At 67.3% G+C, this 14107-nt stretch carries 12 protein-coding genes and 1 riboswitch; of the genes, 6 read left to right on the forward strand and 6 right to left on the reverse strand.

Going from position 1 to position 14107, the window contains the following annotated elements:
- Positions 1–2 precede the first annotated feature (2 nt).
- A complete protein-coding gene (locus ACVWZ7_RS18705; RefSeq protein ID WP_116766598.1) occupies positions 3–1367 on the forward strand; it encodes an ammonium transporter in 1365 nt (454 codons plus the stop codon).
- Positions 1364–1702 carry a P-II family nitrogen regulator gene (locus tag ACVWZ7_RS18710; protein ID WP_018773460.1) on the forward strand — a complete coding sequence of 113 codons (339 nt, stop codon included), beginning with the start codon at positions 1364–1366 and terminating at the stop codon, positions 1700–1702. The genes ACVWZ7_RS18705 and ACVWZ7_RS18710 overlap by 4 nt, the downstream gene beginning before the upstream one ends.
- Before the next feature lie 162 nt (positions 1703–1864).
- On the opposite strand, the gene ACVWZ7_RS18715 is transcribed toward ACVWZ7_RS18710, so the two are convergent.
- Positions 1865–3253: a glucose-6-phosphate dehydrogenase gene (locus ACVWZ7_RS18715; RefSeq protein WP_344368108.1), complete on the reverse strand. Its 1389-nt coding sequence runs from the start codon at positions 3251–3253 to the stop codon at positions 1865–1867.
- Positions 3254–3405: 152 nt separating this feature from the next.
- On the opposite strand from ACVWZ7_RS18715, the gene ffh reads away from it, so the two are divergent.
- Positions 3406–4995, forward strand: coding sequence for a signal recognition particle protein (gene ffh / locus ACVWZ7_RS18720; RefSeq protein WP_091256272.1), 1590 nt, complete (start codon positions 3406–3408; stop codon positions 4993–4995).
- A 71-nt stretch (positions 4996–5066) separates the two neighbouring features.
- A complete protein-coding gene (locus tag ACVWZ7_RS18725; protein ID WP_091256273.1) occupies positions 5067–5801 on the forward strand; it encodes an alpha/beta fold hydrolase in 735 nt (244 codons plus the stop codon).
- Between the two features lie 53 nt (positions 5802–5854).
- On the opposite strand, the gene ACVWZ7_RS18730 is transcribed toward ACVWZ7_RS18725, so the two are convergent.
- The 4 genes from ACVWZ7_RS18730 to ACVWZ7_RS18745 all read right to left on the reverse strand — a co-directional run bounded on the left by ACVWZ7_RS18730 (position 5855) and on the right by ACVWZ7_RS18745 (position 9436).
- Entirely contained in the window at positions 5855–6469 is a 615-nt protein-coding gene (locus tag ACVWZ7_RS18730) for a hypothetical protein (protein WP_456508720.1), read from the reverse strand.
- A 55-nt stretch (positions 6470–6524) separates the two neighbouring features.
- The gene (locus tag ACVWZ7_RS18735; protein WP_456508721.1) at positions 6525–7340 is read right to left on the reverse strand and encodes an MBL fold metallo-hydrolase; all 816 of its coding nucleotides are present in this window, start codon (positions 7338–7340) and stop codon (positions 6525–6527) included.
- Between the two features lie 88 nt (positions 7341–7428).
- Positions 7429–8325 (reverse strand): patatin-like phospholipase family protein, encoded by an 897-nt coding sequence (locus ACVWZ7_RS18740; RefSeq protein ID WP_456508722.1) that lies wholly within the window; start codon positions 8323–8325, stop codon positions 7429–7431.
- A 37-nt stretch (positions 8326–8362) separates the two neighbouring features.
- Positions 8363–9436 carry a DNA polymerase IV gene (locus ACVWZ7_RS18745; protein WP_456508723.1) on the reverse strand — a complete coding sequence of 358 codons (1074 nt, stop codon included), beginning with the start codon at positions 9434–9436 and terminating at the stop codon, positions 8363–8365.
- Positions 9437–9722: 286 nt separating this feature from the next.
- Here ACVWZ7_RS18745 and ACVWZ7_RS18750 point away from each other — a divergent pair, with 286 nt between their 5' ends.
- The gene (locus ACVWZ7_RS18750) at positions 9723–10865 is read left to right on the forward strand and encodes a hypothetical protein (RefSeq protein ID WP_456508724.1); all 1143 of its coding nucleotides are present in this window, start codon (positions 9723–9725) and stop codon (positions 10863–10865) included.
- A gap of 120 nt (positions 10866–10985) precedes the next feature.
- Here the strand turns inward: ACVWZ7_RS18750 and thiC are convergent, their stop codons facing one another.
- Positions 10986–12818 carry a phosphomethylpyrimidine synthase ThiC gene (thiC, locus tag ACVWZ7_RS18755; RefSeq protein WP_456508725.1) on the reverse strand — a complete coding sequence of 611 codons (1833 nt, stop codon included), beginning with the start codon at positions 12816–12818 and terminating at the stop codon, positions 10986–10988.
- Positions 12815–12922: riboswitch (TPP riboswitch) on the reverse strand. Its footprint overlaps the gene before it by 4 nt.
- A gap of 79 nt (positions 12923–13001) precedes the next feature.
- Here thiC and ACVWZ7_RS18760 point away from each other — a divergent pair.
- Positions 13002–14084 carry an amidohydrolase family protein gene (locus tag ACVWZ7_RS18760; protein WP_456508726.1) on the forward strand — a complete coding sequence of 361 codons (1083 nt, stop codon included), beginning with the start codon at positions 13002–13004 and terminating at the stop codon, positions 14082–14084.
- Positions 14085–14107: the final 23 nt, after the last annotated feature.

Here is a 14107-nt window from a genome sequence, read left to right on the forward strand (position 1 = left end):
CCATGGAACTCACCGCAGGTCTCGTTTGGCTCCTGGTCGCCGCGGCACTCGTGCTGTTCATGACCCCGGGTCTAGCATTCTTCTACGGCGGCATGACTCGTGCCAAGTCGGCTTTGAACATGATGATGATGAGCTTCGTCGCCATTGGAACCGTCGGGATCATGTGGGTCCTGTGGGGCGCTTCGATGGCCACGGCCAACGAGGACAACTTCTTCCAGATCTTCGCCAATCCGTTCAGCCACTTCGGCCTCCACGGTTTCACCGAACCGGCTGACCTGCTTAAGGTCGGCTACGCGGCCACGTTCGCCATCATCACTGTGGCCCTGATCTCCGGTGCGGTCGCCGACCGTGCCAAGTTCTCCGCCTGGGTGGTCTTCACCCCGATCTGGGCAACGCTCGTTTACGCCCCGATGGCCTTCATGGTCTGGGGCGGCGGTCTCTTCTCTGCCAGCGGCTGGTTCGGTCAGACGTTCGCGCCGGTCATCGACTTCGCCGGTGGCACCGTGGTCCACATCAACGCCGGCGTCGCGGGCCTCATCCTGGTCCTGATCATCGGCAACCGCAAGGGCTTCGGCAAGGACCCGAACCACCGCCCGCACAATATTCCGTTCGTCATGCTCGGTGCCGCCATCCTGTGGTTCGGCTGGTTCGGCTTCAACGCCGGTGCCGCCGCGACCGTTGAGCAGGCCGGCCTGATCTGGATCAACACCCTGGCCGCCCCGGCCGCCGCCATGCTCGGCTGGCTCGCCGTGGAACGCTTCCGCGACGGCCACCCGACGTCCCTCGGTGCCGCCTCCGGTGTGGTCGCCGGCCTGGTCGCCATCACCCCGGCTTGTGCCAACGTCTCCCCGCTCGGTGCGATCGCCCTCGGCGTCGTCGCCGGTGTGGCCTCCGCGCTCGCCGTCGGCCTGAAGTTCAAGTTCGGCTACGACGACTCGCTCGACGTCGTCGGTGTCCACCTCGTCTCCGGTGTTGTCGGCACCGTGGCGATCGGCTTCCTGGCCACCCCGACCCAGGGCACCGCGGGCCTGTTCTACGGCGGCGGCACCACGCAGTTGGTCGCCCAGACCCTCGCCGCAGTGTTCTCGATCGTCTTCACCGCCGTGATGACGTTCATCATCGCCTTCCCGATCCACAAACTCATGGGCTTCCGGGTCTCCCAGGAACAGGAAGTCGTCGGTGTGGACCTGAGCTTGCACGCAGAGACCGCTTACGAGTTCGGCGTCGGCGGCCACGGCGGCAGCTTCCAGCCGCTGCACGAACTCATCACCGGCAAGCCGGGCGAAGACGCAGTCTCCGCAGCCCCGATGGACGTCACGTCCAACGGCAAGAAGAACGCAACGGGTAAGGAAAGTGTGGGGGCATGAAACTGATCACGGCAATCGTCCGTCCGGAAAAGCTGGAGGCTATTCGCGAAGGTCTCGAAGCCTACGGTGTGCAGGGCCTGACGGTCAGTGCAGCCAGCGGCTACGGCCGGCAGCGCGGCTACACCGAGGTGTACCGCGGGGCTGAGTACAACGTGGACCTCCTGCCCAAGATCCGGGTAGAAGTCCTGGCCACCGACGAACAGGCGGACGACATCCTCGACGTCATCATCGCCAGTTCGAACACCGGCCGGGCCGGCGACGGCAAGGTCTGGACGATGGATGTGTTCGAGGCCGTCAGGGTCCGCACCGGAGAGCGCGGCGCGGCAGCTATCTAGCTGCACCCGCTCCGCCGCGGAACGCGGCACTGACACAGCGGCACTGCCACAGCGGTCCTGACACAGCGGGCCGGATGCCTGAAAAGGCATCCGGCCCGCTTCGTCGTTTCTGCGGTCGCCTACAGCGGGTTGCGCGCTACTAAGCGGCCGTGTTGCGTCCGTCTAGGCCGGCCAGTCCTCCGGGCCGGAGGTCCCGGCGGGATAGTCCTCCAACGGCACATGTCCGGCCGCCCAGGACTTCAGTACCGGGTCCAGGATGCGCCAGCAGTCCTCGGCGGTGTCCGCCCGCACTGAGAGCAGCGGATCGCCGGTGAGGACGCCCTCCAGCACTTCACCGTACGGCAGGAGCTCGGAAGCGCTCAGCTCGGCCTGCAGGGTGGCCCGGTCCAGGCTCAGGACATCGCCGGGGCCGTTCACATCGACGTCGAACTTCAGCGTGTCCGGGCCAAAACCGATCCGCAGCTGGTTGGGGGCGTCCACGCCGCTGAAACCCTTCGGCAGATGCGGCACCGGCCGGAACGTCACCACGGCTTCTTTGCGCTTGGTGCCCAGCGCTTTGCCCGAACGCAGGATGAACGGCACGCCCTGCCAGCGCCAGTTGTCGATCCCGAGCTGCACCTCGGCGAGGGTTTCGGTGTCCCTGGCCGGGTCCACCCCGGTTTCCTTGGCGTAGTCCGGGACCTTCCGGCCGTCGATGGAACCGGCCGTGTAGCGTGCCCGGCGGGTACTTTGGCGGTACGGGGCCTTGATGCTGCTGGCGCGCAGCACCGTGGCAATGGCATCGCGCAGGTCGCGTTCGTCCACGGACGCCGGCGGCTCGATCGCCATGAGCGCCATGATCTCCAGCAGATGGCTTTGGATCATGTCCCGCAGGGCGCCGGCGCCGTCGTAGTAGCGGGCCCGGCCCTCCAGGGCGAGGTCTTCGTCGAAAACGATCTCGACCTTTTCGATGTACCGACGGTTCCACACCGGCTCCAGGAACGTGTTCGCGAAGCGCAGGCCCAGGATGTTCAGGACGGTTGCCTTGCCCAGGAAATGGTCCACCCGGTGGATGTGGTCCTCCGGGACCAGCGCGACCAGCGTCTTGTTCAGGTGCCGGGCGGACTGCTCATCCGAGCCGAACGGCTTCTCCATCACCAGCCGGGTCCCGGCGGGCACGTCTTCCGGGGCCAGCGCCTCGCACGCGAGCTGGCTGACGTGCGGCGGCAGGGCGAAGTAGACGGCCACGGGGCCCTCCAGCTCCTTCAGCAGCCCGGCGAGCTGCCCGCCGGCCGTGACGTCGAGCTGGTGGTACGTGCTCTCTTGGCGGATCCGCTTCAGCTCATGCTTGCCCTCGGTATCGGCCTGAGAGTTCTCGTCCGCGAAAGATTCCTCGATCCGCTCCAGCCACTGCTCGGCCGTCCACGGGTCGGATCCGGCACCGACTAACGTGAGGCCGTCGGCGCGGCCCCGGGCCACCAGGCGGGCGAGTCCGGGGAGCAGGAGCCTGCCGGTGAGATCGCCCGAGGCGCCCAGGATGAGGAGGGTCTTTACAGTTAATTGGCTGGTCACCTAAGCCAGCATGCCATCCTGAAGGCTCATCTTGGTACCCTAGATAGTCGAGTCCCGTTGTCGAGGCGGTTCGTTCAGGCGAACACCAGTCACGACGCTGGCGTGCCGGACCGGCCGCCACCTGTAGATCCACTGAAAGAAGTGCACGGCGCGTGTTCAATTCACTCTCTGACCGGTTGACAGCAACCTTCAAGAATCTGCGTGGCAAGGGCCGCCTGACCGAGGCGGACGTTGACGCCACCGTCCGGGAGATCCGGCGTGCCCTCCTGGACGCCGACGTCGCCGTGCCCGTGGTCCGCGAGTTCACCGGCCGCGTGCGTGAGCGTGCCCTCGGCGCCGAGGTATCCGGCGCGCTGAACCCGAGCCAGCAGATCGTGAAGATCGTCAACGAGGAACTCGTGGAGATCCTCGGCGGCGAGACCCGCCGGATCCGCCTGGCCAAGACCGGGCCCACCATCATCATGCTGGCCGGTCTCCAGGGCGCCGGTAAGACCACCCTGGCCGGCAAGCTGTCCAAGTGGCTCAAAGCCCAGGGCCATAGCCCGATGCTCGTTGCCTGCGACCTTCAGCGCCCCAACGCCGTCACCCAGCTGCAGGTGGTCGGCCAGCGTGCCGGGGTGCCCGTCTTCGCCCCGCACCCGGGCGCCACGTCCACCGAACTTGACCACCCCGCCGGTGACCCGGTCGCCGTCGCCCGCGCCGGCGTCGAGGAAGCCAAGCGCACCCTCCACGACGTCGTGATCGTGGACACCGCCGGCCGTCTCGGCGTCGACGCCGACATGATGGAACAGGCGCGGCAGATCCGCCGCGCCATCGTCCCCAACGAAGTCCTGTTCGTCATCGACTCCATGATCGGCCAGGACGCCGTCAACACGGCAATGGCCTTCGACGAGGGCGTCAACTTCACCGGCATCGTGCTGTCCAAGCTCGACGGCGACGCCCGCGGCGGTGCCGCGCTCTCCGTCGCGTCGGTCACCGGCAAGCCGGTCATGTTCGCGTCCACCGGCGAAGGCCTGGATGACTTCGAACTCTTCCACCCGGACCGCATGGCCTCGCGCATCCTCGACATGGGTGACGTCCTCACCCTGATCGAGCAGGCCGAGAAATCCTGGGACAAGGACGAGGCCGCCCGGATGGCGAAGAAGTTCGCCGACCAGGAAGACTTCACGCTGGACGACTTCCTCGCCCAGATGCAGCAGATCCGCAACATGGGCTCCATGAAAAAGATGCTCATGATGATGCCGGGTGCACAGAACATCCGGCAGCAGCTGGAGCAGTTCGACGAGCGCGAGATCGACCGGGTCGAGGCCATTGTCCGCTCGATGACCCCGCACGAGCGCGTGGCACCCAAGATCATCAACGGCTCCCGCCGGGCCCGCATCGCCCGCGGCTCCGGTGTGCACGTCTCCGAGGTCAACGGCCTGCTGGAGCGCTTCGCCCAGGCCCAGAAGATGATGAAGAAGATGGCCGCCGGCGGCGGCATGCCCGGAATGCCGGGGATGCCCGGCATGGGCGGCGGGGGAGGCGCCCGCAAGGGTGCCAAGTCCGCGCCCAAGAAGAAGGCCCGCTCCGGCAACCCGGCCAAGGCCGCGCAGGAACTGCGCGACGCCGAGGCCCGGCGTGCGGCCGGCGCCAAGGCCCTGCCCACCGGAGCATCGTTCGGGCAGCAGGGCGGCGACTTCGATCCGTCCCAGCTGAACCTGCCCAAGGGCTTCGACAAGTTCCTCGGCGGCAGCAAATAGCCACCGCACGCTGATGCCGCCGGGGCTGTGTCGCCGGCGGCATCAGCACTGAAGTGCCATAGGGTTAGACCATGTTCAAGCAGCGCGTAGTCTTCGTCCACGGGGCTGGCAGCTTTGGGGCCGCCGCGTGGCCAAAGCAACACGGGATGGCGCTGGACTACGACGCCCTGTTCCTGCGCCGGCACGGGTTTGACCCCGTTGCGGAACCGCTTGAATCCGACTTCGCCGCCGACGCCGCCATCGTGCTCGCATCACTGGCGGACGACGGCCGCGGCGAGGCCGGCGGCCACGTGGTGGCCCACTCGCAGGGCGCCATCGCCGCCATGATGGCCGCCGTCGAGCGCCCCGACCTCGTCCAGTCCCTGACCCTGGTGGAACCGGCCTGCTTGTCCTTGACTGCGGAGCTCCCGGCCACCGCCGCGCACCGGGCGCTCATGCAGCCGCTTTTCGACGTCCGGCACAACCTCAGCGACGACGACTTCCAGCGCGAATTTATCCGCCGCGTCTTCGCCGCCGACGCCCCGGGGGCCACGACGCCGGAGGCCCTCCGGGCCGCGCGCCGGCTCCGCCTGCAGGCTCCGCCGTGGGACGCGCCGCTGCAGATCGTGCCCGGCGTGCCGACGCTGGTCCTGACCGGCGGCTGGGAACCCCTCTACGAGGAAATCGCGGGCTACTTGCGCGAGACCGGCGCCCTGCACCGCACCGCCCCGGGGGGACACCGGCCCCAGGATTCCACCGAAGGGGACCGGGTCATCCGCTCGTTCATCGGCGAGGTCAGCCGGCTCCAGCATGCCCGGGCTTCCTGAGAACTAGTGTCCCCCAAGCGGGTTGTCGTTTCGCCTCGGACGGGCAGCCCAGGCTATGCACGATCCTCCAGGAAGGGAATGCGAGGCCGCCTCGCTAGGATCAGGTCGGCAAGCGTCATTCCAGTTTCCCTGTTCTGCCTTCCGGAAGGCACCAAACGGATGATTGCGACATACTGGGTGTCCCGCGATTCAATCTCAATGACCAACAGGGCACGGCGACTAAGTGGCCTCCGCAGGGTATCCATTCTCACTGAGACAACCCGCTCCCAAGGCACGATTCCGAAATAGACTGGTCGCCGTCGTTGTCTGACCAGCTGGAGACCGCGGGCGTCTGCGACCAGGTCCAAGATGAATCCCCTCCCTTTCGTCTTTGATATCAACGGCCCTTTCTTGAGGAATCTCCCGAGTTCTTGCCCGGTCCAAAAGGTGTCGACAACAAGGGCTCCAGGATGGTCTTTCTGCAGCCGCGTCTTGAATGTTCTCGCACTGTGGAACAGCCACGCCAACCAGGGCGGTATGGCAACCGCCATGATGAGCAGGGCCACCCCAAAGACCTTGAGACCGTCCGGATAGCTGATGGCTTCGTGGAACTTGAGGACAAGTTTGACGAGAAGGGCCGCAACTCCCATGACCCCCAGTGCCGTGCCCAGCGGACGCTTCATCCTCATGAGACCTCCCCCAAAAGGCCGGCCATGCTGGCCGCGATACTGGTTTGAGCAACCGCTAGCCGGGGATCCCGCCGCGGGCGCTTCTTTCGGCGAGACGCTCGAGTTGCCGTGCGTGAACGTCGCTCACCCAGTCCCAGCCCTCTTGAGCCGAGGGGCCGACGCGCGGGTCGCTCGGATCACGTGCGTCACGCAAGGCGTGCACATATGCCAAATCCTGATCGATCCGTGCGTGGACCTGGTCGGTTCCTCCGACGGACCCGTGCCCGGGGATGACGACATCGACGTCACCGGCCACGCTCGCCAGCAGATGCAGCGCGGCGAGGTAATCCTCGATCGGGTCAGCGGTGTCGCTCAGGTCGAGCATTGGAATCAGGACATCGGAAAGCATGTCCCCGGCGACAAGAACCCCTCGTTCCTCAATCAACAGCGCCGCATGGCCAGGGGCGTGCGCCTGATGCTCGAGGATCCGCACAGGAGGGCCATCCCAGGGAATCTGCACAGCCCCGACTGGCAGGCCGGTGATGAGGCCGAGCAGGTCCATCGGCACCTGAGCGGGGATGCCGAGCCGACGTGAATCGATGCCGTGCGACAGCCGCTCGCGGGCCGTATCCGCGCAGAGCGCGGTGCCCCAACGGACAGGAGCTCCAAGACCGGAGTGCCAGAGCAAGTGATCCCAATGCGGATGCGTCGAGAATCCCACCGCAACGGCCTGACCCGAATCGGACAGATCCTTCGCGAGGCAGGCCATCTCGGCGTCGTGCACACCGGCGTCGATGAGCAACACGCCAGCCCGCCCCTGCACGACCACGGCGTTGCTCTGGCAGAACTCGCTCTCGTGGACCAGCACACCATCCGCAACCTGCCTCAGCACGGGTGAAATAGTAGCTTGCCCGGCGCCGGCCCACAATGATTCGCGGGAACGGGCCGCCTGGAGGTCACTGAGTCGTTGCCCGATGGCGTCACATCCGGGGCCGTCCAGGCGCGTGAACGTCGTCGGGGCAGGCATCCGAGGCATGAGCAGATGACGTCATGCCCACCGAGCCGATTGATTTCGTGGGCGCCCAGTCCAACGGTGTCCGTGTTCTGCCGCCAAGTGGTGACAGCACCAGCACCCGCCCGTATCCGGCCGCCAGATCGGCATTCTCGTTGCGTCGGTAGCCGCCGTCGATGTATCGGTTGTCGCCGATGGTGTAGGCGAAGCCACTGGCGCAGCTGGCGGCGACGGCGTCCGCCAGGTCGACTCCGCTGTCGCGGTCGAATAAGACCGGTTCACCGGTATGTGCATCGACCGCCGTGATGAGCACCGTTCGTTGCGGCCAGAGCTGACCGGGGAGCCGCGCGGCAACGGTAGCGCGCCACCGCGTTTGCCCGGAGCCATCCGACGCCGCATCCATGTCGAGCGCCGCCGCGCCCATTCTGCGGCGTATATCGGCCGCATCCTCAGCGGCCCCGATGATTCGGCTCGTTCTCTCCAGATGGTCGGCCGGCCCAACTGGAACGCGTCCGCCGTCGGATCCGACCGGACCAGTCCGTTGTTGGGGCGCAGAAGCAAGGATTTGGGCAAGCAGTTGGGTCGGCGCCGCGCCAGTTATTTGGGCCGCGGCCGTTGATCCGGCCGACGTCCCGATGATCAGATCAGCCTCGGTCACATTCAGACCGGCTTCAGACAGGCCGGCGATGATACCGATCAACCACGCATTGACTGCCGATCCGCCACCGCCGAGGACCAATGCTCGCTCACCCGCGGCACGCACCCGCCGTATGGCGTCGACCTGCGGCAGATCCTGGTCCGACCTCGGCCGGTCGGAGGCCGTCGCCGAGGTGAGTTGCAGACTCGAAGAAGGTGTTGTGTTCATGGGAGCCGCCTTTCGCGAATTGCCTGCAGCGACGCCGTCACCAACCGCCGCGTGTTGGCGTATGTCCCTTTCGGGCATCGTCGGGCATTGCCATTTCGGCCCGCAGGCCGAGGAGCCGGATCGGACGGCCGGCTTCGATTCCGGCTGCGAGGTCCAAGGCCCGCGCGAGGATTTCGTTCCGGTCGAATGTCTCGGGAATCTTCCTCGCGTGGGTCGTGGTGAGGAACGGCGCGTACCGAACCTTGAGGGTCAGCCCAATCACGGGCCGTCCTTCGGCCACAACATCCTCAAGGACACGCGCCGTCAGCTCCCTCACGGCGTCGTCCACCTGGGCGGGCTCGGTCAGGTCGCGCTGGAAGGTGGTCTCCCGGCTATGCCCGCGGGCAACCCACGGGGTGTCGTCCACAACGCTGGTGCCCTCCCCGCGTCCGAGCTCCGCGTACCAAGGACCCATCCTGGGGCCGAACTCCGGGACCAGGACCTGGGGGTCGGACGCGGCGAGCTCGGCCACTGTGTTGATGCCGAGTTTGGCCAGGCGGCCCGACACTTTGGTTCCGACGCCCCACAGGTCCTTGGTGGGCCGACTGCCCATGACATCGAGCCAGTTCCCGGCAGTGAGGCGGAAGACGCCGGCCGGCTTGCCGAACCCGGTAGCGACCTTTGCCCGGACCAGCGTGTCGCCGATGCCCACGCTGCAATGCAGCCGCGTTTGCTCCAGGACAGCGGCCTGCACCTGCCGGGCGTAGGCCTCCGGATTCTCTGTCTCCGTGCCTATAAAGGCTTCATCCCAACCCAGCACCTGCACGGTGGCGCCGGGCTGCGCGCGCAGGGTAGCCATCACCGTTTCAGACGCCGCGAGGTAAGCCTCCTGATCGACGGGCAGGATCACAGCGTCGGGCACTTTCCGGGCCGCAATGCGTAAGGGCATTCCGGAACCCACGCCGAACGCCCTGGCTTCGTAGGATGCGGTCGATACCACAGCTCGTTCCGTGGGGTCGCCCCGACCGCCGACAATGATCGGCTTGCCCGCAAGCTCCGGCCGCCGAAGCACTTCGACCGCCGCGATGAACTGGTCGAGATCGACGTGTAGCACCCACCGGATTCCGCTCACGCCACCAGTCTGCCCTAAACATCCCTGGCAAGCATCGGCCCTCCTCCGGGCGTGGCTGCGTGGCCTGCAGCGTCCTGACCTGTGCCTCGGAACGCGGGTGAGGCAAGACGACTCAAAGCCCGGTTGAGCAACACCAAGCCGTGAACGGGTACGCCCTCATCCCCACCCTGACCTGCGCATTCATTGTCGCCAACGGTGTCGGGGCACTACACTCGGCGACGGGGGAGCCGGGATGGGGGTAGCGATGTTCGTTCCAAGTTCAGGGGATCACTTCCGGGAGGATGATTTGCCGACCCGCATTCGTGCGCTGCGGATGCCGGGCTGGGCTGGCGCGGCCCTCGGTACGGGCCTGCTGGCGGTCGCAGTCGCGGCGGTCGCCGGCTCGATCCTGGTCAACGAGCGCGACAGCACGATCATCGCGGCCTGGGCGGAGGCGCTCATCATGGCGGGGGCAATCATTTCCGCGGTCTTCGGCGCCGTCCTGCTGTGGTCCGCCGGCGAGTGGGTCACGCTCACGCCGGACGCGGCGATCGTGACGAAGGCGTTCCTCGCCCGGGCCAGGGTCGATCGCACGCAGCTTGAAGACTTCCACCCCTATCCCCACCGGTACGCCGGCCGCGGGGGCGTCCAGTACCGGATGGTCCCAACCTTCACCTTTAGGGACCCGTATGGCCGGCTCCGGGACTTGCCGCTGCCGTTTCTGGCCTACTGGAACAACGTTGGGGGCGCGGAAGCCCCCTTGCCGCCGCGTGCCGCGCACATCGAGGCATGGGCTCGCGCGGCCGGCAGCCCGTACTCGAGAACTGTGATCACAGGCGCTGTGCCGCACACGCTCTCGATGCACCGACAGTCGGTGAGGACGGGTCTGCTGCGCCGGGCACGCGTGGCGGCAATCCTCATCCCGATGGTCTCGATTGGGCTCGGCCTGGCCCTCGGCTTCGGGCTCGGACCGGTCGCCAAAGCCTTCGGCGGGCATGACCGCAGCTTCGACGCCCAAACGAACCGCACCGGCATCCGCGACCTCGACGACGCCCTCACGCCCGCCGTAACCGCCTACCAGTGGCGTGCGGAGCAGTTCAAGCCCGGCACAAGAGACTTCAGCTTCTTCCCGACCCTGCGGTCACTGCCGTCCGCGCCGTACACGGTCCGATACTTCATCCGCGACCCCGCGCAGCGCGGCACAGACCTCAGTCCCCCGGAGCAGAAGTATGGCCGAATCATCTCGGAAGGGACGATTTCCGTAACGAACCCCACGATCGAGTTCGCGCTCGACCACGACGCAAGCATCTTCACCTTCGAGGTCTACGTCACCGACGACCACGGCCACACGACGCTCAACTCCGAGCTCTACAGGAACATCGCCGCCAATCCGGCACGGGAGCCGACGCCGAATCCGGCACGGACGCCGGCACCGACGGCGACGTCCTGAGAGCGACGCGTCGCGCGGTCGGAACGCCTACTGTCGCATCCCGCTAGTGCCTCATCAGGGGGCAATCCCCATGGCTGTCCGGGGCGCCCGCCCAGCAGGGCAGGCGTCCTGGACCGCTGGCTAGGCCGAGGCCTGTGCTCCCACGGTCGGCTTGGGCAGGTAGACCTTGCCGCCCGCTGCCAGGAATTCGTTGCTCTTCTCCCGCATCCCGGCGGCCATCTGCGCCAGTGCCGCCTGCGAATCGGCGGAACCATATTCGTCCCGGATGTCCTGGCTGATCCGCATGGAGCAGAACTTGGGCCCGCACATCGAGCAGAAGTGCGCCGTCTTGGCCGGCTCCGCGGGGAGCGTCTCATCGTGGAAGGCCTCGGCGGTCACCGGATCCAGGGACAGCGCGAACTGGTCCCGCCAGCGGAACTCAAACCGCGCCTTGGACAGGGCATCGTCGCGTTCGTGCGCTCCGGGGTGGCCCTTGGCGAGGTCGGCGGCGTGGGCGGCGATCTTGTACGTGATCACTCCGGTCTTCACATCGTCCTTGTTCGGCAGCCCCAGGTGTTCCTTGGGCGTCACGTAGCAGAGCATCGCGGTGCCATAACGGGCAATCTCCGTGGCGCCGATCGCCGAGGTGATGTGGTCATAGCCCGGTGCGATGTCCGTAACCAGGGGTCCCAGCGTGTAGAACGGGGCACCCTTGCAGAGCTCCTGCTGGCGCTCCACATTTTCCCGGACGAGGTGGAACGGCACGTGTCCCGGGCCCTCCACCATGACCTGCACATCGAACTCCCAGGCCCGCTGGGTGAGTTCGGCCAGCGTGTCGAGTTCGGCGAACTGCGCGGCGTCGTTGGCGTCCGCCGTCGCGCCGGGCCGCAACCCGTCGCCGAGGGAGAACGCGACGTCGTACTTGGCGAAGATTTCGCAGAGCTCGTCGAAGTGGGTGTAGAGGAAGTTCTCCTGATGGTGCGCCAGGCACCAGCCGGCCATGATGGAACCGCCGCGGGACACGATCCCGGTGACCCGGTTGGCCGTCAGGGGGACGTAGCGCAGCAGCACCCCGGCATGGATGGTCATGTAGTCCACACCCTGCTCGCACTGTTCGATCACGGTGTCCCGGAAGATCTCCCAGGTCAGGGCGTTGGCCTCGCCGTTGACCTTCTCCAGCGCCTGGTAGATCGGGACCGTTCCGATCGGGACGGGGGAGTTGCGGATGATCCATTCGCGCGTGGTATGGATATCGTCTCCGGTGGAGAGGTCCATCACCGTATCCGCACCCCACTGGGTGGCCCACTGAAGTTTGTCCACCTCCTCGGCGATGGAGCTGGTCACCGCGGAATTGCCGATGTTGGCGTTGATTTTCACCAGGAACGCCTTGCCGATGATCATCGGCTCGGACTCCGGGTGGTTGATGTTGCTGGGAATAATGGCCCGGCCCGCTGCCACCTCGCTGCGGACCAGCTCCACATCGCAGTTCTCGCGCAGCGCAACGAACCGCATCTCCGGTGTCACGATGCCCTGCCGCGCGTAATGCATCTGGGTGACCGTCCGGCCCTCGACGGCGCGGCGGGGCTCTGGCGGGGCGCCCCGCCATTCCGCGGAGGCGGCACCGCGGCGCACCGCGGACCTGCCGTCGTCGAGCAGGTTGCGTTCCCGGCCGCGGTACGGCTCCGTGTCACCCCGCCCGACGATCCAGCCGCTGCGGAACGGGGCCAGCCCCACCACCGGATCGCTGCCCGGCCCGGCCGTGCGGTAGACCCGGAATGGAGGGTTCTCGACGCCGCCCGGCGAGGGTTCCAGCGCGATCTCGGTCACCGGGACGCGGATGCCGTGCTCCGGGTCCGTCGTGAAGGCCAGCGAGTGGGACTTCAATGACTGCGTCGCGGCAGCCTCAGAGTCGGCAGGCAGGTTTTGGCCGGACTGGTTTTGGATAGGGCTGTGCTGTGCAATTTGCGTATTCACGGAAAATACTCACTTCCTTCGCCGGCATTACCCGGACAGGTTCAACGGTCGCAGGCCGCGTCAGCCCGATCTCAGCCCCTGCAGGGGCACCCGTGTGGTCGTAGATGAAGCTACCACGCGCCGCCGGACGGCTGTCCAGTGTGACGCGGCCGGCGCGGCGACATGGGGACTACCCTTGATCCCATGACCGGCATCATCGAATTCAGCGGCCCCGTCCTCACCGGGCCGGACACGGTACGCCACGGCCTCTGGTCCGTCGACGGCCGGCTCACGTTCCACCGGCCCGCCGCCGCGCCGGAGCGCGTGCTGGATGGGTGGGTCATTCCCGGGCTGGTGGACGCACACTGCCACATCGGCCTCGGCCCGGGCGGAGACGTTGCCGAGGACACCGCGGAGACCCAGGCCTTCACGGACCGCGACGCCGGGACGCTCCTGGTCCGCGATGCCGGCGCCGTCCACGACACCCGTTGGCTCCAGCAGCGCACGGACCTTCCGCGGATCATCCGCGCCGGCCGGCACATCGCCCGCACCCGGCGCTACCTGCGCGGCTTCGCCGTCGAGGTGGAACCGGACGGCCTGGTCGAGGCCGTGCGGAAGCAGGCCCGTGCCGGCGACGGCTGGGTCAAGCTCGTGGGGGACTGGATCGACCGCGACGCCGGCGACCTCGCCGCCAGTTTTCCCGCCGGAAGCCTCAAGGACGCCGTCCAGGCCGCGCACGATGAAGGGGCCCGCGTCACCGCCCACTGCTTCGCCGAGGACACCCTGGATGACATGCTCGACGCCGGGATCGACTGCATCGAGCACGGCACCGGGCTGCTGCCGCGGCACCTGCCGCGCTTCGTGGAGCAGGGCGTGCCGATCGTCCCCACCCTGATCAACATCGCCACCTTCCCGGACATCGCCGCCCAGGCGGAGGCCAAGTTCCCCCGCTACGCCGCGCACATGCGCTCGCTGTGGGAGCGGCGGGCGGAGCGGATCCTGGAAGCCCACGAGGCCGGGGTGGCCATCTATGCCGGCACCGATGCCGGCAGCGTGATCAGGCACGGCCGGATCGTGGACGAGATCCGGGCCCTGCACGCCGCCGGGCTGCCCGCCGCGGCTGCCCTCGACGCTGCCAGCTGGTCCGCGCGGACCTGGCTCGGCGCGGACGGCATCACCGAAGGGGCCAGCGCCGACGTACTGGTGTGCGCGAAGGACCCCCGGCAGGACCTCGGGACCCTGGCCGGACTGCAGCACATTGTCCTGCGGGGCCGGCCAACCCGTTAGGAATAAATTGAAGCTTCAAGTAA

Source organism: Arthrobacter sp. TE12232 (genome assembly GCF_054062615.1).

Excerpts from the sequence above, each read along its gene's own strand:
- ACVWZ7_RS18760 (WP_456508726.1), top strand. The coding sequence starts at position 13,002 with ATGACCGGCATCATCGAATTCAGCGGCCCCGTCCTCACCGGGCCGGAC.
- ACVWZ7_RS18725 (WP_091256273.1), top strand. The coding sequence starts at position 5,067 with ATGTTCAAGCAGCGCGTAGTCTTCGTCCACGGGGCTGGCAGCTTTGGG.
- ACVWZ7_RS18740 (WP_456508722.1), bottom strand. The coding sequence starts at position 8,325 with ATGAACACAACACCTTCTTCGAGTCTGCAACTCACCTCGGCGACGGCC.
- ACVWZ7_RS18710 (WP_018773460.1), top strand. The coding sequence starts at position 1,364 with ATGAAACTGATCACGGCAATCGTCCGTCCGGAAAAGCTGGAGGCTATT.
- ACVWZ7_RS18730 (WP_456508720.1), bottom strand. The coding sequence starts at position 6,469 with ATGAGGATGAAGCGTCCGCTGGGCACGGCACTGGGGGTCATGGGAGTT.
- ACVWZ7_RS18705 (WP_116766598.1), top strand. The coding sequence starts at position 3 with ATGGAACTCACCGCAGGTCTCGTTTGGCTCCTGGTCGCCGCGGCACTC.